General features: G+C 52.1%; 16 protein-coding genes and 1 tRNA gene. 8 read left to right on the top strand and 9 right to left on the bottom strand.

Going from position 1 to position 19,921, the window contains the following annotated elements; translation table 11 throughout:
• Positions 1-16: 16 nt before the first annotated feature.
• Both B2952_RS10580 and B2952_RS10585 read left to right on the top strand, forming a co-directional pair.
• Entirely contained in the window at positions 17-3,058 is a 3,042-nt protein-coding gene (locus B2952_RS10580) for a diguanylate cyclase domain-containing protein (protein WP_290736405.1), read from the top strand.
• Positions 3,059-3,217: 159 nt separating this feature from the next.
• A complete protein-coding gene (locus B2952_RS10585; protein WP_290736402.1) occupies positions 3,218-5,671 on the top strand; it encodes an InlB B-repeat-containing protein in 2,454 nt (817 codons plus the stop codon).
• Here the strand turns inward: B2952_RS10585 and B2952_RS10590 are convergent.
• The 3 genes from B2952_RS10590 to B2952_RS10600 form a co-directional block, all read right to left on the bottom strand.
• Entirely contained in the window at positions 5,660-6,274 is a 615-nt protein-coding gene (locus B2952_RS10590) for an NUDIX hydrolase (protein ID WP_173381245.1), read from the bottom strand. The genes B2952_RS10585 and B2952_RS10590 overlap by 12 nt on opposite strands.
• A gap of 2 nt (positions 6,275-6,276) precedes the next feature.
• Positions 6,277-7,461: an MFS transporter gene (locus B2952_RS10595; protein ID WP_290725073.1), complete on the bottom strand. Its 1,185-nt coding sequence runs from the start codon at positions 7,459-7,461 to the stop codon at positions 6,277-6,279.
• An 85-nt stretch (positions 7,462-7,546) separates the two neighbouring features.
• Positions 7,547-7,819 carry a type II toxin-antitoxin system RelB/DinJ family antitoxin gene (locus B2952_RS10600; protein ID WP_290725075.1) on the bottom strand — a complete coding sequence of 91 codons (273 nt, stop codon included), beginning with the start codon at positions 7,817-7,819 and terminating at the stop codon, positions 7,547-7,549.
• Positions 7,820-8,016: 197 nt separating this feature from the next.
• On the opposite strand from B2952_RS10600, the gene B2952_RS10605 reads away from it, so the two are divergent.
• On the top strand, positions 8,017-8,982 hold the full coding sequence (locus B2952_RS10605) for an NERD domain-containing protein (protein WP_290736399.1): 966 nt from the start codon (positions 8,017-8,019) through the stop codon (positions 8,980-8,982).
• Between the two features lie 546 nt (positions 8,983-9,528).
• Here the strand turns inward: B2952_RS10605 and B2952_RS10610 are convergent.
• The 4 genes from B2952_RS10610 to B2952_RS10625 all read right to left on the bottom strand — a co-directional run bounded on the left by B2952_RS10610 (position 9,529) and on the right by B2952_RS10625 (position 13,855).
• Positions 9,529-10,689, bottom strand: a complete 1,161-nt coding sequence (locus B2952_RS10610) for a class I SAM-dependent RNA methyltransferase (RefSeq protein WP_290736395.1) — start codon at positions 10,687-10,689, stop codon at positions 9,529-9,531.
• 55 nt (positions 10,690-10,744) lie between these two features.
• Positions 10,745-12,718, bottom strand: coding sequence for an FISUMP domain-containing protein (locus B2952_RS10615; RefSeq protein WP_290736392.1), 1,974 nt, complete (start codon positions 12,716-12,718; stop codon positions 10,745-10,747).
• Positions 12,711-13,601 carry a TIGR02147 family protein gene (locus tag B2952_RS10620; RefSeq protein ID WP_290736389.1) on the bottom strand — a complete coding sequence of 297 codons (891 nt, stop codon included), beginning with the start codon at positions 13,599-13,601 and terminating at the stop codon, positions 12,711-12,713. The genes B2952_RS10615 and B2952_RS10620 overlap by 8 nt, the downstream gene beginning before the upstream one ends.
• A 182-nt stretch (positions 13,602-13,783) precedes the next feature.
• Positions 13,784-13,855, bottom strand: a tRNA-Gly gene (locus tag B2952_RS10625).
• 121 nt (positions 13,856-13,976) lie between these two features.
• On the opposite strand from B2952_RS10625, the gene infC reads away from it, so the two are divergent.
• Genes infC through rplT form a run of 3 tightly spaced genes read left to right on the top strand, consistent with a single transcriptional unit; the run spans position 13,977 to position 15,177 of the window.
• On the top strand, positions 13,977-14,600 hold the full coding sequence (infC, locus tag B2952_RS10630; RefSeq protein WP_290725086.1) for a translation initiation factor IF-3: 624 nt from the start codon (positions 13,977-13,979) through the stop codon (positions 14,598-14,600).
• 17 nt (positions 14,601-14,617) lie between these two features.
• Complete coding sequence (gene rpmI / locus B2952_RS10635) at positions 14,618-14,815, top strand: 50S ribosomal protein L35 (RefSeq protein ID WP_072812865.1); 198 nt, start codon at positions 14,618-14,620, stop codon at positions 14,813-14,815.
• Positions 14,816-14,826: 11 nt separating this feature from the next.
• The gene (gene rplT / locus B2952_RS10640) at positions 14,827-15,177 is read left to right on the top strand and encodes a 50S ribosomal protein L20 (protein ID WP_173365268.1); all 351 of its coding nucleotides are present in this window, start codon (positions 14,827-14,829) and stop codon (positions 15,175-15,177) included.
• A gap of 57 nt (positions 15,178-15,234) precedes the next feature.
• Here rplT and B2952_RS10645 read toward each other — a convergent pair whose 3' ends face one another.
• Both B2952_RS10645 and B2952_RS10650 read right to left on the bottom strand, forming a co-directional pair.
• Positions 15,235-15,759: a hypothetical protein gene (locus B2952_RS10645; RefSeq protein ID WP_173382155.1), complete on the bottom strand. Its 525-nt coding sequence runs from the start codon at positions 15,757-15,759 to the stop codon at positions 15,235-15,237.
• 223 nt (positions 15,760-15,982) lie between these two features.
• Entirely contained in the window at positions 15,983-17,002 is a 1,020-nt protein-coding gene (locus B2952_RS10650) for a GSCFA domain-containing protein (protein WP_290727918.1), read from the bottom strand.
• Between the two features lie 270 nt (positions 17,003-17,272).
• Between B2952_RS10650 and B2952_RS10655 the strand changes: the two genes are divergently transcribed.
• Positions 17,273-18,106 (top strand): TIGR02147 family protein, encoded by an 834-nt coding sequence (locus B2952_RS10655; RefSeq protein WP_290736384.1) that lies wholly within the window; start codon positions 17,273-17,275, stop codon positions 18,104-18,106.
• 9 nt (positions 18,107-18,115) lie between these two features.
• Complete coding sequence (locus B2952_RS10660; protein WP_290736381.1) at positions 18,116-19,774, top strand: FISUMP domain-containing protein; 1,659 nt, start codon at positions 18,116-18,118, stop codon at positions 19,772-19,774.
• Positions 19,775-19,921 lie beyond the last annotated feature (147 nt).

The following is a 19,921-nucleotide window of genomic DNA, read 5'->3' on the forward strand; positions in this document are numbered from 1 at the left end:
GTAAGTTGGAATGGAAATGAATACGATGGTATTGAACATCTTTGTGGCCGTATCCTTGGTTCTCTTGTGTATGAACATCTGGACGACCAACAGGCTGTTGCGTCGCGATGCCACGGCGAGGTGGCTGGGGGCTAGCGGAGTTTTTGCCACCGTTTGTGTTGTCACCTACTTTGTGACAGTCTTTACGGATTCGGTTTCGGTCTTCGCCTGGATGACGACCGTGCATCTGATTGCCGTTGCCATTGGTTTGTTCTGCGCATGGGTGTTCTCGTACCGCTATGTGAGGCTTGAATCTTTCCGTATTATAAAGATTATTTCCAGAATCCTTGTTGCGCTGGTTGCGGTAGACATCATCGTTCTGTTGATAAATCCCTTCAAGAATATTGTCTTGGAGTTTGCGCTCCGCACTCCGGAATCCCTTTTTTCCAAGTTTATCTATGCGGCGCAATATCCGCTGTACTACATGCACATGGCGATCGCCTACCTGCTTATCGTCGGTGTCCTGCTTCTCCTTGGACATGGGCTTGCCATGGTCCCGAAAGAATTCGGGAGGCAGTTCCTGTACACGATGATTGCGCTGGCTTTTGTCCTCGTGTTTAATATTGTATCGGTCTTTGTCCAGGACAACAAGAACTTCTTGAATTATTCCATAGGCCTTTATTCCATCCTTCCGGTTATCATGTATGTGTTCGCGTATAAGTTCTCGGACTATATCAAGATTGACTACTTCAAGGATAGCGTGTTCGAGAATGTATCGCAATCCATTGTCCTGTTCGATTTCCGCGGCGAGATGGTGATGTGCAATTCCAAGGCCGTCCGGCTATTTTCGATGATTGACTTCTCGAAGAAGCCGTTGCGCAAGGAGTTCGAAAAGATCTGCAACATAGTGATTGTGGGCGAAAAGGATATCGATACGGCGTCGCTGCAGTGCTTTGTGCGTCAGTCTTCGGGACGGATTCCGCTGCGTTGCGATTTCCGCAGGCTCAAGAACGAACATGGCGCACTTGTCGGCTACCTGTATGTGTTTGCGGATATCGGCCTCGAAACAGATCCCGTGACGGGCTATCAGGAATGGGATGGATTCAAAAACTTTGTCTTGGAAAATTCAGAGACGTTTGCCCTGCCTCTGACTGTCATCGTTTCCGACATCAATAACCTTTCGGTGGTCAACAGTGTCGGTGGCCGCACCCGTGGTGACCAGATGCTCAAGGCTTTCGCCCATCTCCTGCGAAAAGAATTTGTCGAAAATTCTTACTTTGTCCGTGGCGAGGGGGCGAACCTTGTTGTCCTTGCCTATAACCGTTCGAAGGAGACGGTCGCCAAGGCCATGGAATCCGTGAGTGCCGCATTCGGGGGACAATTCCTCTATGCGACGGAACAGGTCCTGGATTTTCAGACAGGAATCCTGCAGGCTATCGAGACGGCGTCCAAAGTCCTGAGGCAAAAGAAGCTTCTGGATACGGATTCCAAGCATTCCGAGATCCTGGAAACGCTCAAGCAGGCTTTGCTCAAGAACGACAGCCGTTTCGAAGAGCATGTCGCGAAGATGCAAAAATTCTGCGATGCGCTGGCGCCTCGTCTCGACCTGACCGAAAGGCAGCTGAGTGACTTGAAGCTGCTTTGCACCTTGCACGATGTGGGCAAGGTGGCCATCCCTGTCGAAATCCTGCAGAAACCCGCGAAGCTGACTCGCGAGGAATATCGCCTGGTGCAGTCGCATGTGGAAAAGGGCTACCAGATTGCCAAGAGTTCCAAGGAATTTGTCGGTATTGCCGACTATGTGCGGCACCATCATGAACGCTGGGACGGAATCGGCTATCCTGACGGCATCAGCCGCGAAAGCATTCCGCTCCTTTCAAGGATTATCGCGGTTCTCGATTCCTATGATGCTATGACGAGTCCGCGCCCCTACCGTGCCGTGATGCCGAAGGAATACGCGCTCAACGAGCTGCGCTCCTGTGCGGGAACCCAGTTCGATCCGACAGTTGTTGCCGAGTTCCTGCAGGTGCTTTCGGAAGAAACCGAGGATGCCGGGACTGAAAAGAAAGCGGCCGAGTCTTCGCAGGCGCCGTCGGCTTCCAATGTCCATGTGCCTTCCGCAGAGGCGCTCGCTTCGATGAAGGATGTCGTGCAGAAGATGGACAAGCGGGCCCCCTGCATTCACCGCGTGCAGTTCTGCCGTTGCATTGTCGATGCTGGCAACAAGATTGTGTCGGTAGACGAAAACTTCGAGGGCATGACTGGGTATTCTCGCGAGGATATCCGTCAGATGAATTTGAGCCTGGAATCCCTGATTCCGCCGGAAGATTTGACGGAATACCTTTGTGCGACTGCCGATCTTGCCGCGAAGGAACAGGTCGCCTATTTCGAACACCGCCTGCGCTGCAGAAACGGTTCTGTCCTGTTCGTGTTCGGTGCGTACAAGGTGTTTTACGATTCCGCTTCGCGAGAGAACCGTTGCGAGGTGATTATAGCCGATAGCTCCAGCACGACTGCCATGACGATGATGGCCCGTGACGAACAGGTGAAGGCGGCTCGACAGTTGCGCCAGTGGGAAGATACCTATCGCAAGGATTCCCTGACGGGGCTGTTGAACCGGTCGGCCTTCCAGAGCGATGTGGAAGAAAAGTTGCTCGACAGCGAGACCAAGGTGATGCTCCTGATGATAGATGTCGATAATTTCAAGAAGTACAACGACACCTATGGCCACCGCGCGGGAGACGAATACCTTGTCTTTGTGGCAAATACGGTCCGCGGTTCCTTGCGCGATAGCGACCTGGCTTGCCGTATGGGCGGTGACGAGTTTGCCGCAGCGCTCTTCTTCAAGAAGGAGAACGATACGGAATTCATGCATTCGCGCGCTCGCCAGATTTTTGACCGGATATCGAATAAGTTGGCGGCGGCAGAACACCCGACCGGGCTTTCGATGGGCGCGGTCGTTGCCGAGCACGAAAATATGACGTTCAAGCAGGTCTACGAGGCTTCCGACAAGGCCCTGTACAAGTCGAAGAAGGATGGCCGCGGCAGGCTGTCTGTCGAATCCGCGACCCTGTCGTAAGTCAAAATTCATAGTCCAAGTTGGAATGTAGGCGCGTCTAATTTTGCGCCTTTTTCGCGGGTTGCTTGTGATATACGGCAAAAAACGCTTTTTGGGGCGGCATGGACGATGAAAAAAAACGAATTTTTTATTTATTTTAGCACGAAAAAAGGTGGCAATATGAAGAATATACGTACGAAGTTTGCCCTAGTCGCTGCGCTCGCCCTGGTGGTGGGTGCGGGTCAGTCCTTTGCCGCGTGGGACGGCAAGTCCATGGAAAAACCGGAAATCCAGAAGATTGACGGCAAGGTTTTTTACCTTATCGGTAACGAGGCGAACCTTGCATGGTTTGCTGATTCCGTTAACAAAAATAAGGGGACTATTGCATTGAACGCGAAATTGGTCCAGTCGCTTGACCTGGCCGAAAAACTCTTTATGCCGATTGCCGCAGGGAAGGGCGATACGCAATTTGGCGGCGTGTTCGATGGTGACGGATTCACGATATCCAATCTTTATATTGATGCGGCGAAAATAGGCGAAATCCCTAATCCGAACTGCGATACCTCGAAATCGTACTGTAACTCTCAAAATCCTGGGTTTATTGCCGTGCTAGGCGGAGGTGGCGTTGTCAAAAATTTGAATCTGGAAAACGTGTATATTACGGCATCGACCAATGCAGGCGAAATATTGGATGTCGCAAACCCGATTTCGGTGGGAGGAATAGTAGGCTGGCAGACGGGTGGTTCCATCGAGGGATGCTTTGTTTCGGGCAAGATCTTTACAAGTGGAGCTGGCAATGCCGTTGGTGGTGTTGTAGGAACAGCGCGAGGAGGCTCGATTAGAAATACTTTGAGTACGGTTTCTGTGTATGCTAGCGGGAATTCGACATATGTGGGAGGCATAGTAGGGTTTGTCAGAGGGGCGACAAGTATCGAATACAGTGCGTACGATGGAGCCGCGCTCATAAATAACGGTGACGGAAAGCGGGGAGGCATCCTGGGCAATTTTGAAATTGGAACGGCTAAGGTCGAGATTGCCTATTTCGATGGAGATGTTGTCTCGGAGGGTATTGGTGCCAAGACGGATTCGCTCGAGGTGGATGGCACGACGGTGAGTGAAGAAGAACTGAATGTCGGCAAGGTTACGTGCGCGTTGAACGGTGGCGAACTTAAGGATGGTGCCTGCGATAAGGATGGCGTGTGGTCGGTTGGCGAAACCCACATTGTCGTGAACGGCGTGTCGCGTAACGAGAGCGGTGCGCTCATGTTCGAAGTCAAGTTCGATGCTAATGGCGGCGTGTTCCGCGATGGCGACAAGACAAGCAAGCTTTTGAAGGTCGGCGACAAGATTACGGCCACAGAAATTATCCCGCCGACCCGCGGTGATACCGTATTTGCGGGCTGGGCTCTTGCCAAGGATGCTGAAACTCCGGACGAGGACCTTGGCGCTGCCGACAGGGCGAAAACGGTTTATGCCGTGTGGAAGAAAATGTTTACCGTCAAGTTCGATGCGAACGGAGGGACCTTCCCGGATGAATCTACGGAAAAGTCGAAGGTTGTCGCGGATGGCGCTGCCATAGACGTGAGTGGTTTCGATGTCCCACAGACCTACACCTCCGAAGAAGAAGTCAAGTACTACTTCTCGGGCTGGGCTCTCGAAGCCGATGCCGAGGCTGCCCTCGAAACGCTTGGCTCTGCAACCGATAACGTGACGCTTTATGCGGTATGGACGGAAGCTCCGACATTCACGGTCACCTACGATACGCGCGGATTCGGCGTGACTGTCGATTACGTGCAGGAAGGTGAAACGACGACTCTGCCCGAGACTCCGAAGGCGGATGGCTACAAGTTTGTCGGCTGGTTTACCGATTTCACATTTGCGGAAGGTTCCGAATTCGACTCCGAAACGCCGATTGCAGAAAATGTTGTCGCATATGCCAAGTGGGACATCGTTGAATATGAAATTGTCTATATCATGGGCAAGGGCGCGAACAACGAGGCGAACCCGGTTTCTTATACGGTCGAAACGCCGACCATCAAGTTGCAGCCGCCCACCAAGAAGGGCTACCACTTTGACGGCTGGTACTACGATGCGGATTTTGTGAATACGGCGACGCAGATTACCGAAGGCTCCACGGGAAAGGTGAAGTTGTATGCAAAGTGGGAAATCAAGACGTTTACGGTCACCTACATGGCTGGCGAATTTGCCCTGGAAATCGTGGAGCCCGATGTCAAGGCCTACGGCGATACGATCAAGCTCAAGGAAGCCTCGTTTACCCGCTACGGCTACCTGCAGGACGGCTGGTCCACGAAGGATGGCGGCAAGAAGAAATACGACCTTGGTGCCGAATATGCCGCCGATGCGGATGTCGCCCTTTTCCCGCACTGGGTAAAGGACCCGACTGCTATTCCTGTCGTAGCGAAGGCGGCCGCACGCTTCGGTGTCGTGGCGAACGGAAGGACTCTTGAACTTTCCGGCGTGCGCTCCGGTACGCCTGTCGCCGTGTTCGATATGCGCGGGCATGTCGTGGCGAAGGCTACGGCAAGTGCGGGCTTGTTCAGCATGGGGACGTTTGTGCCGGGAATGTACCTGGTTCGCGTGGGTAGCGAAAGCCGTCGCGTGCTAGTGCGCTAGCTTGAATTTGAAATACCCTGCAATCTGTAGCGGATGGTTGAATGTGCCATCCGCCATTTTCTTTTGCAGATCCTCGTCGGAGAGTTCGAGAGACTCGATGTCCTCGGTGCTGTCGAAATGCGTGCTGCCGCTCTTGACGACGCCGTCAATGAATACCACGTGAAATACGCCGCGGTGCCTGTCCGGATTCACCGGGAACTTGCCGAGGTAGCGGATTGCCTTGCCTTCGTCATCCTCGCTATACGATACTTGGCAACTTGTTGCCATAGTAGAGTTATCCTCTTTGGGGAGCAGGCGAGGATCTATGCAGTACCCGCATTCTTCCTGCAGTTCGCGGAGCGCGGCCTGTTCCGGCGTTTCGCCCTTGTCGATGATGCCCGCGGGGAATTCGAGCGCGATTTTTCCGGTGCCGTGGCGGTACTGTTCTGTCATGACCCACTTGCCTTCTGCGGTACGCGCGAGAATCAGCACCCAGTCGGGTTGCCATAGCGTGTAGAAGTCGTCGATGACCTTGCCGTTCGGGAGTTCGCAGGTTTCCTTCGCGACCTTGAGCCAGGGGGCGTCTACCAGGTATTCCGTCTTGAGCAGTTTCCAGGGGTTCATCGCTATCCTTCCAGCTTGTTCTTCAGGTAGTGCCTTGCGGTCCACGTGAAATATAATATGTCGGCGATTACAAGTGCCACGGCGCAGGTGAAAAATACCTGCTGGTGCATGCCGAAATGCCCCGCCATGGAGCCGCCCGCTAAAATGCCCGCCCCGATACCGATGTCCCAGCCGCTCAGGTACGTGCTGTTCGCGGTACCGCGCTGGTCGTGGCGGGCGAGGTTCACGCACATCGTCTGGTAGCCGGGGAAAATTAGCCCGAGGCTTGTACCGATGAGGAATGCCGATGCGAAGAAGGTGACAGGCGAGTGGCTAAAGGCGAGCAGGAAGTACGCGACGATGTTGAGCGTCATGCCGGTGCCAACCAAGTGAATCAAGTAGCCGCGGTCAATCAGGCGCCCGGTCATAACGCGGTTCAAGATGAGTCCTGCCGCGATGAGCGCGTAGAACCAGCCGGAACCTCCGATGCCCAGTTCTTTCGCGTAGAGCGCGATGTAGTTCGTGACGGGCCCGTAGGCGAACCCCACGAAGATGAAGTTCACGAACTGCGGGATGGCGCGCGTGAGGAAGAACCGGTCGAGCGAAAGCGGCGCGTGCGGCTTTTTCTCCTTGCGGGGAACGTTCAGGGTCTGCACGAGAACGAGCCCGATGATGCACAGCGCGATGGAAATGATAAACACGATGGTGTCGCCGAAGGCCTCGTACAGGAACATACCCGTCATCGGGCCGGTCGCGAACGCGAGATTCACGCTAATCCCGAAATAACCGATGCCTTCCCCGCGGCGGCTTGCGGGGAGCGCGTCGATGGCCACCGTGTTGCTTGCGGTACTCGAAATCCCGAAGAAGAGTCCGTGTGCAAAGCGCACTGCGGCTAGTATCGGCAGGAATGCCACCGTCTTGTAGCCCAAGAAACATGCGGTAAACGCGAAGAACGTCCAGAAGTACAGCGGCTTGCGGGAAAGCGTATCCACGAGGAAACCCGCGAAGGGCCTGCAGGCGAGTGCCCCGATGGTGTAGAGCGAGATGATGAACCCAGCGGTTGCGTTGTCGGTCTGGAACTTCTCGATAATGTAGAGCGGCAGAATCGGCAGCAGCTGGTAAAAGCTGAAGAACAGCAGAAAGTTCGCGGCGGCGACCGTCACGAAGTTGCGTGTCCAGAGAGCTGGCTTTTGGGTTGCATCCGTCATATCAAATATCCCGGAGGCCAAAGATAGAAATTACTTCCCGAATAAAATCTTTCTTAAAAACGGCTGGTCCGGATTATTTCGTAAATCATTTGTCAAGGTCCGCCCACATCTCGTTCATATCCGTATAGCGCTTGGTCTTCGGGTCTGCTTCTAGTCGCTTTGCTTCTTCGATTGTGTCTAGGAGTTCGCCGGAACGTTTCGGGTATTTCACTTCAAAGGGGAGGCCTTGCTGTAGCACCACCTGCCGCAGGAACATAGAAATCGCCTGAGACATAGAAAGCCCCAGCCCCTCAAGGAGCTTGTTGGCCTGGCTGCTCAGCTCGGAGTCGATGCGGAAATTTTTAGCTATGGTGCTCATGAACATAAATATACCTCATTTTGATTGCAAAAGCAAGTGAATGATTGTGTATTCTTGCGAATGCTATCAGAGTTGTGCTTTCTGAAGTCTTTTATGCTACACATTTGTGCATTATAATATAATTTTAGGAGTGGGATTTGTCAATAGGCTTGAGTATTTTTTTGAGGAAAAGGTTATATTCAGATTAGAGGTATTTTATGGGACTTTTAGATTCGTTCTTAAATAAGCGTATTGGACCGGTATTCTTAAAAGAATCAAGTGACTCTGAAAATTTCATTGTGAAAATGAATTCTTTACTGACAAATGCTACCGGTAGTATTAAAGAAAAAATTGAAGAACAAATAAAATATGCCGAAGCTGGTTTGCTTGGTGAAAAGCAGATTGCTTTTGAGTTGAAGAACAGTGGAATAGACATGTATGTTCTTCACGATATCTATCTTGAAAAGGGTGATTTGTCGGCGCAGATTGATTTTTTGCTGATTACAAGACGGCATCTCTATGTTATAGAATGTAAGAATCTATTTGGAAATATTGAAATTGATGCAAAAGGCAATTTTATCCGACATATGAATTTTGGCAAGGCGTACAAGAAGGAAGGCCTTTATTCGCCAATTACGCAAAATCAGCGCCACTTGAATGTTTTGAAAGAAGTCCGTCGAGAGGTGAAAACTGGTAGTTTTTTGGGCTTATCTGAAAAAATATTTGATAATACTTTTGCAGAAAATTATCAGTCAATTGTTGTCCTTGCGAATCCTAAGACGGTGTTGAACAATAAGAACGCGCCCAAAGAAATTAAGAGCAGGGTTATTCGTGCCGATCAGCTAGTAGCTTTTATCAAAGCGAAAGATGACGCTTCGAAGGATGTTTGTTGGACTGATGCTGATATGCGTGAAACGATTCAGTATTTCCTTGACAAGAGCCTTCCCAATAAATCGGATTATTCGAAAAAGTACGAAGAGATGCTTGCTGAATGCAAAACTCAAGAGGCAAAGCGCGTTCTAGAAAAGAAAACTGAATCTGCCGAAAAAGATGGGACGTCAAAGACTTGTCCTCGTTGTGGAAAAGCCTTGGTTTTGCGGATTGCTAAAAAAGGGGAGAACGCTGGCAACCAATTCTGGGGATGCAGCGGTTATCCAAAATGCAGGTTTATTGAAAAAGCGTGATTCACTCCTCAGGATGACGCTTCGAGCTATTTCCTCTCCAGCATCACGATGGTTTCGAGGTGCGGTGTTCTCGTACATATTGGCTCCGACAAGGGCGGTCAATGGGTACTTGCCTAGAATCCCAAAAGGATTAATTAGTTTTTTTTCTTGATTCCTTTGCTTGATTACATACTAAGAGCGGCCAAAATAAGCTGCCGGTATGTAAACGGCAAAATGCGTTTCTCTCTGTTACATACCAGAATGTGGAAAATTGCATTTTGGTATGTAATAACGGGACGTAAATCGGATTGGAAAGCGGGGAAACGGCCTAGTTGTATGCCTTGGAGTGCGAAATCTGCCTTGGTAGGGCTTTTTTAGTGGCAGGTTTACATACCAAATGTCCCCCAAAGGCTTTCTAGTATGTAAGGCCCAAAAAGCATTTTGCTCAATTACATACTAAAAGAGGTGGAAAGGCCTGTTTGGTATGTAATTTAGGAACAAAATATTGCCGAAAGCCCGCTATAGGCGATTGATTCGGCGTTCCACGCCTCAGGATGACGCTTTGCGTCATTTCTTTTCGAGCATCACGATGGTTTCGAGGTGCGGGGTGCCGGGGAACAGGTCGAGCGGCTGCACTTCGCGCACGCGGTAGCCGTAGCGTTCCCATTCCTTGAGCGAGGCGGGAATTTCGTCGGTGCCGCAGAACACGTGGCATACGCGGATTGGCTTTCTCATCGCGAGTGCGTGAATCACGCCCGGTTCGCAGCCCTTGCGCGGCGGGTCCAGCAGGATTTTTTCCGGTTCGTTCACGATCGGCCGCGGCAGTCGCGTCTGCACGAACATTTCGTCGATTTTACCTGCGATAAAGCGGTAGTTTTTCTTCAGGTGCTTTGCGGAAGCCTTCGCGCAGTCGATGGACGGGCCTTCCCATTCCACGCCCAGAACGTCCTTGGCGGCTTCGCCGAGCGCAAAACTGAACAGGCCGTAACCGCAGTACAAATCCAGGAAGTGGTCTTCCTTGCCGAGGCTGAGCATGCGGCTCGCCGCCTTGATGAGGTTGTGAATCTGGCTTTCGTTAATTTGGCTGAATCCCGTGACGGGGTAACGCAGGCTAAAGTGCCCGAGATTCAGGCTAAGTTCGCGCGGGCCGTAGAGTTGCTTGAAGTTCAGGCCTTCGGTGGGGCGCTTGGCTTCGAGGTAGTAATCCGATTCGGTCGTGTCCACGTAGGCATGCGCCGCGGTCACGTGGAAGGGCGATTTTTGCAGTGCGTCGGCAATCAGCTTGAGCTTGCGCACGATGCTCGCGTCAATCTTCTTGATGTTGAAAATCACCACGCGGTACTGGTACGTGCCGCGGATAATTATCCAGTTGAGCGCGTAGGCGAGCGGCTTGTACGCGGGCGTAATCAGCTTCTCGAACAGGAAGTCGTAAATCTTGTTGTGTTCCTCGGGCTCGAGCATGGATTCCTGGCGGTCAAACTGCAGATTGCCCGGCTGCATGTACACGCGGCGCTTGCTCGTGGTGCGGTACCCGCGGTGCATGGGGCTTGCAATTATCTTCTGCGGGTTGCCGGCAAGGCGGTTCACGTCCCAGAATTCCTGGATGGCGTCGTTCTTGACCTTCAGCTCGTCCCTGTAGTCAAGCATGGCGAGCGATTCGCCGTGGAGGGAGTCGGCCTCCTTGGTGTAGCCCGGAATCTGGTGTGCGATGGCTTGTTCGAAAAACATGATTGCCTCCATGTCGGCCGTTTTTACAGGGGCAAATTTAGAAAAAATAGAATCCCTAATCATCGTCTTTTCGGCAACGGACGGGGCGCCCGGTATTCTTACTATTACCATGGATAAAATATTTATGGAGACATTTCCTGTACTCGGCTTGCTGCTCCTCTTGCACCTCTTGTTTGGGCTCCTCTAGCTTGGATCGACAGGCCCATGATATCGGATAGGCTTCCACGGCGTAATAGAGAGTATCGCCCGTTAATGCTGATTTGATGGACTCTTCAGTGCTGCTCCAAAAACTCACTAAATCTCTGAAAACCGCGTCATAAAAGTCACCTATTGCATTTTGGCATCGAACATCGACATCGCAGTCAGTGGTATCTTGTGGATACGCTTTGGCGATGTCTTCCCGCCGGATTATCTGGAATTCCGCGTAAAGGTCTGGTGTTATGAGTGATTTGATTAGGGAAACAAATTCTTCTTCGTTGGGCACGTGCCATCCATCAGGACAAATCCCCTGCACCACGTCAGGTAACTTACCCCTGCAACTGTTGTCTTTGCCACAGTCCAACGGGTTATCCGCATCGGTTGCGAATTTTACGGAATCGATCGCAGCAGTCCATTTGTAAAAGCAGCCGAACGCGTAATCACTTCTGCACCCAAATTTGCCCCTCATGCTCGGATAGCTTACGGAGTCTTTGTAGGCAAGGTTCTCGGCCATCCATATCTGCGAGTTTATTTCGATGGTCCTGTAAACATGCCCGTCCCGAGGGTCGGTCATGGATCCGACCAAATCCTTTGGCGTCTTCCATTTGCCTGACCTGCAGATAAAATAGCGGTCGTAGTTGCGTATATTGTCGTGGAAATCTATCTGGGAGGAATCCTCGAGAATGTTGATTACCCGGACGGTATCTTCGAGAGCCTTGACGCATCGGCCCAATTCCTTTTCGGCGGGCGAGAGCGGACGCCAAATGGTCTCGTCAAAAATATAGAGGCTGTCGGTGATATCACCCTTCTTTATCGCCCCATCGGTAGTATCCTTCCAGCCGTAGGTATCCTTCTCGAAGTCGTTCGCTATGTTCCATGCGCCACTTCTGCATATAAAGTATACGGAGGCGTTTTTGCTCTTCTTGTTTGCGTTTTTCTGTACTTCGCCTTCACGCTTTGCGTTGCAGCTGCCGAGCCTAAAGTTATTGTACCAGAAGTTGTTTACGTACTTTTCGAATGCGGGGATGTCGGCCGATATTTCCCAACCGGCGATGTTTTTGCCGATGGCCTTGAGGCTGTCGTTCTTGTTTGTTTCGAAGGCCCAATCCGCAATGACGGTTGCAGCCGCGCTGTCATTCCAGGTGCCGTCTTCTTCAATGTCAGATGCGTAGTTGGCCAGGCGCTCGCTGAAGTCGGCTTCATCAAGGTCTCCCTGCATCAGCACGCTAATTGCGAGGAGCGCGGCGCTGCCGTCGCTCTCCCCGAAAATGTTCAGGTCTTCGGAGTTGGCGAATTCACCCTCGATTCCGAACGATGCCAGTACTTCCCGCTCTGCCCGTTCCTTTGCGGTGGCGACATCCATGGAATCGGTCGCTGCCAGGTAGACGGAGCGCTCGTATTCCAGGTGCGTAAGCAGGTTTACGTTCGCCACCTCGCGTTTACTCAGATCTATAATGGCGTAAAGGGTAATCGGCGATTGCGATTTTTTGCCGGAGACTTCGTTCCGGTAGAACCCGTTTGCCTTCAGGAGCGCAAATGGGGATGCCTGCTTCGCGACCTTTACCGAGAATTCGCCCTTGTCGTTCTTTGTCTTGCCCTCGTAGCTGTTGCCTGTCTGGGAAAGAGTCTTTTCGTCGAGCTCCTGTATCGTGATGCTGGAGCCGTGCAGGAACGGCCCCTTTTGCGTTACGCCCGAGATAGTCTTGTCGGTGACGGCGATGACTTCCTGGTCCTCGACGGAGCCGCCGGCCGATTTTTCGGCGTTGCTACAGGCAGCAAGGAAGTATGCGGGCAGGAATGCCGTGGCGAGAATTGTGCAGAGTCTATTCATCTTTTACTCCCTTGCTGGAGGGTGGATCCTGTATAAAACCTTCTTTGTGCATATCGCTTAGCGGGAACAGCTGCATGTTCAGGCGGTAAACTTCTTCGGTCCTTGCGCTCTCGGTGGCGATTGCCACGATGCGCCTGCGGCACTCGGCCAGTTCCTCTACAATCTGGCCGTACGCCTCGCGGGTGATGCCCAGCGTGAGGCCCGTGATGTTGCGGCCCTGTGCGGGGTCGTTCTTGAGCGCATCCGTGGCGAGTTCCGCCATTTGCACCTGCAGGTCGTGCGCAATGGCCTTCTGCACGGTCTTGCTCGCGCTGTTGCGGGCTTCGCTCCCCATGCGGAGCGAGCGGTCGGCCTGCCGGTAGTTCCCTTGCGCGTCCTGGGTGAGGTAGCCCGCCTCCTGCAGGAATTCCAGAATCTCGCGGACTTCGCCAGTTTTTACGCGGTAGCGGGTGGCCCTCGAAATCTCCTTCGGGTTCGCTCCGTCCATGCAGGGAGCAAGTTCGCGGATAAGCGAGTTCTTCCAGGACTTGAAAAACTGGTATTCCTCCGCGGTAATCGGCTTTACCTTGTGAACGCGCGCCAGTTCGGCGATGCTCTCGAGAATTTCTTTCTTGTCGCTTTCACTTTTCGCGTTATCCAAGGCCACCAGCTTGCAGAAGAACGTGGATTCGAATCCGGCGAGCCCCATGGCTTGTGCCACCTGCGGAGCCGTGCGTTCGCCCAGGTTTTTCTTGCCTTCGCAGACGTATTGCAAGAATACGGGGGACTTGATGCCGGCGCTCTCGGCAAAGGAGGCCCACGAGAGGGCCTTGCGGGCCTTCTGCTCTTCGTAGAAATCTCGGATGCATTCCCGGTAATTGATGTACTCGATGACGGGTCTCATGGTTTCAAATATACACTGTGAAAAGTTATTTTGCAATAGTTAGAATATAAAAAACTTTAAAATTTTTATAAAATCACAATATTTTGCATATTTTGATAAAAATTTCTATTAAATTGGAATATATATCGCTGCGAAGGCTGGCTTTGGAAACAAAAAAAGACCCCTCGAACGAGGGGTCCTAGAGCGGCGGACCGGGATCGAACCGGCAACCATTAGCTTGGAAGGCTAAGGCTCTACCATTGAGCTACCGCCGCAACAAGCCCAATTATACAAAAATCGGGCGTTTTTTAAAGGGTTTTGCCGAAAGATATTTGATTTTTACAAAAAACTTGCTAAATTTTCGCCCACATTAACAATCATACCCAAGGAGTATACTTGTTCCCTAATCCGCGCGATCGCCGCATGCCCAACCGTCCCAGCGATGGGACCCGTACCAACGAAGATATCCATATCTCCCCGATTCGTCTTGTGAAGGAAGATGGCGAGGCCATCATCATCGAGACGAGCAAGGCATTGCAGATGGCAAAGGACGCCGGACTGGACCTGGTGGAAGTGTCTCCGAATGCAAAACCGCCCGTATGCCGCATCATCAACTACGGCAAGTACAAGTTCGAGCAGGTCAAGAAGGCCAAGGCTGCTAAGGCCAAGCAGCACGTGGTGAAGCTGAAAGAAATCAAGATGCACCCGAAGACTGCCGAGAACGACTACCAGTACAGGATCAAGCAGGCGGCCGAGTTCTTGCAGGACGGTATGAAGGTCAAGCTTATCATGCAGTTCCGTGGGCGCGAGATGGCGCACATGGACTACGGCAAGCGCCTGATGGAACGCGCCAAGGAAGACCTGGCTCCATTCGGCGATTTGGAAATGGACTCCAGGGTGGAAGGCAACACAATGCTTTCTATCTACGGTCCTAAACGTGGTGCGGGTTCTGCCAAAAAGCAGGACCAGGCGCCAAAGCCCGCAACCGAGCCAAAGGCAGCAGGTGAGGCTTCAACTTAATAACCGAAGAGGTAAAAATGCCTAAGATGAAAACACACAGCGGTGCTAAGAAGCGCTTCCGCGTGACGGGTTCCGGCCACGTCAAGTTCAAGCGCGCTGGTATGCGCCACATTCAAGCCAAGATGACCACTAAGCGTAAGCGCAACCTTCGTAAGGGTGCACTCGTCAAGAAGGTCGATACCTATCACGTCAAGCGTCTGCTTGTAGTAGCATAAGGAGAGTAAGAATGCCACGCGCTAAAACCAGAGTTCCTTCCCGCGAACGCCGCAAAAACATCCTCAAGGCCGCCAAGGGTTTCTATGGCCGTCGCAAGTCGAACCTTCGCCTTGCCATTGACGCCGTAGCCCACGCCGGTCAGTATGCCTACGCCCACCGCCGTGACAAGAAGGGTGACTTCCGCTCTCTGTGGATCACTCGCTTGAACGCAGCAGTCCGCGAACATGGCATCAGCTACAGCCAGTTTATCTTCAAGCTTTCCAAGTCGGGCATCCAGCTGAACCGCAAGGTCCTCGCTGACATGGCCGTCGCCGATCCTGAAGCTTTCGCCAAGGTCGTGGAAGTCGTGAAGGCTGCCTAATAGCTGCATCTTTACGCGAGAAATTCGCCCTGCTCCTAACCGAGCGGGGCGTTTTTTTTAGTGCCGGAACATTTCCCTTTGCAGGAGCTTCATCTGGTTGCTCAGCTGGGTCCATTCCGCGTTCCACTGTTGTTGCAGCAGGGCGCACTTTTTTTCGAGCCTTTCGATGACGATGGCCTGCGCCGCGGCTGGGCCGGCGAATTGCGGGTGGGCGGAGGCGACAATTTGGTAACAGCGCGTGGCGGTTTGCTTATATTGGTTCATCAGCGTGGCGATGTTTCGTATCCTAACGGCTGCGCTGTTGCTTAGCAGGCGGCTGCTCCGTTGCCAGAGAATCTCTATCTTGTCGATCAGGTTCCCGAAAAAGAGCACGGAACTTTGGGCGTTTTCCGTTTTCAGCTGCACGGCGAGGATTGACGAGGCGTATTGGTCTGCTTCCAGGATGCAGCCTGCGAACGCTTCCAGTTCTTGAAACAATATCCATGCGGATTGTCGCTTGTTGCAGTCCTGCTCGAATTCCTTTAGGAGCTTGTCCCTTTGCTGGTCGTGGCTTTGCTGGTCTTTTGCCAGCTTTTTCCTCATGCGCCAAATCAATAGCCCGGCGACAATTCCTCCTGCCACCGCTCCGACGAGCGCCGCCGAAAAAAGATTCCATATGATTTCGTTCGTAGCCAAAAAAGCTTGCATTCCATAACGCCAAATTGTTAATTTGGTCGCAAATATAGATAAAGGTAAATTCCGGTGTCAATTCTTTTGGAGGCTATAACAAAAAGGTATTTGTTTGTAAGAATCTTGACATCTGTTTTTAATGCCGTGTCTGGATGTCCTGGCCCAAATCTAATCCCGGAATCTGAATTTCCAGTTCCCTGGCCTGTGCCATGCGCTTTTTCGCGAATTCCGTTGCGATGTCGGAATCCGCGTTCATGATGCGGTGGTTTGCCATCTTCATGAATTTTTCGACGCGGGCGATGTCTGCTCGGGTCCTTTCGCTGCAGTAGGTTTCTGCCATGCGTTCGAAGATATATTCTTCTGCGGCTTTGGACAGGTGGATCATGTCATCGGCATAAAAGCGGTAGTCGCGCAGTTCGTCCATCACGATTTCGTAACTCGGGAAGTAACTGACTGAATTCGCGGACGCCTGCATGCCGGCTATTGCCTTTTCTACCGCGAGTTGCAGCGTCGCCTTCGAAAGGGTGTTGCCGTGCGCGCCGTCGCCCGTGTGCCTGAGCGGCGATACGGTTAATACGATATGCGGGTTGCGCCCCGCAATCGTGCGTAAACTCACGACAATCCCGCGAATCGATTCTGCCGCTTCTTCTACCGTAATCATCCTGTGTTCGAAAATGCGCGGGTCCTGCCGGTGGCAGTTTGAGACTGCGCAGCCGCGGATGTTCCCGCTACCTGAGAGCGCGTCCTTGAGGAAGTACACGAGCGCGGTGCCGAGCGTGATAAATACGACATCGGCCTTTTGCAGAAACTCGCGCGTGCGGGTCGCGGCCTCGTTCATCTTCGCGATGCATTCTTCGCGTGTCGCGCCCGAGAGCGAACCGTGCGCATCCCAGCTGTGCCAAAGCTTGTCGCTACGGGTGTCCTGGAAAACATCCCCTTCTCCGAAAACTTTTCCTTCGGCGATGGCCTTGATTTGCCGCTCGATGGATGCCGGGTTGTAGACTGTCCCGAACGGGTTCGCGAATACGTCAAACTTGCGTGCCGCAAACTGTGCCGATATTTTGTCTGCGAAGCACGACCCGAAAAAAGCCAAGTGGCTCGTGTAGTCGATGTTGAAGCTTGCTGCGGGGGTGTCTACTTTGGTGAAGAAGTCCATGGTGATAATATAGTCATTAGTCGCGGGATGCGCGACAATCCCGAACCTTCCTCGCGGGTGAAACCTTGAAAAATATTGTAGAAAAGTATAATTTTTAATAAAAATTCTAAAAATTGCTTAAATTCTACATGAAAACACAAAAAAAATATTGTAAAACTATTGACTTTTTCAAAAATAGAGTATATATTTAATCCCAGAACGGCTCGTACGGCTAGCCTCGAACAATAAAAGAGTCTTGTGCAACCGATACGGCCGATGTTAGGAGGAACAATGAAAGATATTCTCGAATATACGGACTACCGCCTGTATATTGCGGACTATTACGCCGACAGAAAGGCAAAATCCGCGTTCACCTGGCCGGAGTTCGCGAATGCGGCGGGGTTCTCTTCGCCGGTCTACCTGAAATACGTAAGCGAGGGACGCTACAACTTGAGTGACGAGGCTGCAGTTCGCGTTGCACAGGCGATGAAGCTTGCGGATTTCGAACAGGGATATTTTTGCGAGATGGTTCGCTTTGACCATGCGAAGAATGACGCCGAGAAAAAGGCCGCGTTCAACAGGATGCTCGCGATTGCCGATGCCCACAAGGCGAAAATTTTGGAGGGGGATTCCTTCCGCTTCTTCAGTGACTGGAAGAATCCGGTCATCCGCGAACTTGCTCCCGCCATGCCGGGGGCCAAGCCCTTGGCACTTGCGCATGCATGCCGCCCGAAGGTGAGTGCCGCCGAGGTGAGCGAGACGCTCAGGTTCCTCGTGAATGCGGAACTGCTCCAGAAAGACGAAGACGGCAATTACCGTCAGACCGAGAAGTCTGTGACGACGGGCCCGATGAATGCGACTCCGGTTGCCGTGCGCGGGCTGCATCGCCAGATGGGTGAAATCGCTCTCGAGGCTATCGAGGGCGTGTCTCAGGACGATCGGAACTTTTCGGGCCTCACGCTCGGTGTCACGCGCGGCGCCTACGAAGAAATTGTCAAGGAAATCGCGGAATTCCGCAAGAGGGTTGTCGCGATTGCCACGCGGGACAACGAAACGGATGAAGTCTATCGTATGAACATCCAATTCTTCCCGATGACGAATAAAGGTTTAAATAAAAAAGGTTAGGAGGATACCATGAATTACGTAAAAATGAGCAGAAAGTTTGTCTGCAGCGTGGCGATGCCGCTCGCCTTGATGTCCGCGGCATGCTCCGGCGACAAGCCGACGGCGGGTGGTTCTGCCGAAGAGACGGGAATCTATGCTTTCGAGGGGTCGGTGTCTGGCCGTGCGGCGCGTCTTGCGCAGATGCCTGAAAATACGGATTTGCTCGAATGGACTAGTGGCGCCGAAGATGGCGCTGTCATTAGGTTGTCTGAACTGGATTCGGTGACCCTGGATACGACGGGCACGTTCTATTACACTCTCTGTATGAACTCGTCGGGAGAATTCAGTTTTGACAGCGTCGCGCTGCGTAGTCCGTATGTGATGCTTGAGCTTGCCCCGTATGTGGAAAGCGAATGGTGGCAATGGGATGGAAACTGGTCGTTTGCAGAATATGATTCGCTCGGCGAGCGCTACACGGTTACGTATAGCGTAATTGTGGACTTGCGGAAAGCGAAAAATATCGACATCAACGTGATGACTTATCTAGAATCATCGCGCATACGGAACCTGGTAAATCAGGGTAAGACATTTGAAACTGCGAAACAGCAGGCAGATGGCGAAATCCTTGAGACGCTCGGCATGTATGGAGAACCGTTTGTGTTCGACAAGAGTGATTATGTCGAAAGTCGGAATAGTCTGATCGCCATGAATTTCCTGAGTGACTTTATGTGGGATTGGAACTGCGTTGCGCCCCCGTCCGAAATGGCAAATGCCTTTGCGGCGACGGGGACGCTCTCCCAGGTCGATTCGGTGCGCGACTTTTTCGCGAACGAGATTTACAACTGGAGTAAGTATGGCCGAACGAGCGATAGCGAGGGGGCTCTCCTGGGTGAATTTATGGCTGGCCTTTATGAACTGGGTGAATGTACCGAAGAACGCGAAGGCTTTATGGAGCGGGTGACAGTCAACGATGCCGATATGAATATTTCCTGTGGTTCTGGCAGATGGACATACAAGAAAATTTTTATGCAATCGAACGCTGTGAATGCGGCCTTTGACGTGATGACGGATGCTCGTGACGGGCGGACGTACAAGACTGTTACCTATAGCCTCAAGTATGAAGACCAGACTTGGCTGGCGGAAGATCTTGTCTTCAATTCTACTGACGGGCTCTACGCCTTGGCCCAGGCGTTTGACTTGCCGGATTCTGTTGTGATGCTTACGCCCGAAGAATGCAGAGAAACGTATGACAATCATGCCTATTGCGATGCGGTTGGTATAAGCGACTACGCCATAGACTATAAACGGCTTGGCCAGGCGATAGATTCTGTCATGGCCGCGACGGGGACATCCCAGTATCGGGGAATATGTCCGGAGGGGTGGCATCTCCCGTGGGGTGATGAATGGAGCAATCTGTTGGAATGGATAAACGAAAAATTGGGTGAAGAAGACAGGGACTATATGTGGGGTGACGACTATTTGGCGAGGGCCGGATTCGAGGGAACCTATTCTGGAGAAAAAAGAGAATATGTGGTCAGGCTTGATTCTCGCTATGACGATTACTATAGGGAATGGGAATATGAAAAGGATGAAAAATGGGCGACCTTGATAAGCTTCGGAGTAGGCGGCTGGAATATCATGTCGAATTCTCCGGATCGTTCGTTCCGAGTCCGTTGCGTGAAGGACTAGGCACTCTCTTGTTAGGAGGAAAGGGGAGGAGAACAGGAAGGCGGGCGAAAGCCCACCTTTTTGTGTTATATATCACGCGCGGGTGTCGTTTTGGGGCGAATCGCATTCCAAGTTGGAATAAAAATGGGGTCGCAATCGGGTCTGCCC

The organism is Fibrobacter sp. UBA7003, assembly GCA_002449765.1.
In the GTDB taxonomy this organism is placed as follows: Bacteria; Fibrobacterota; Fibrobacteria; order Fibrobacterales; family Fibrobacteraceae; genus Fibrobacter.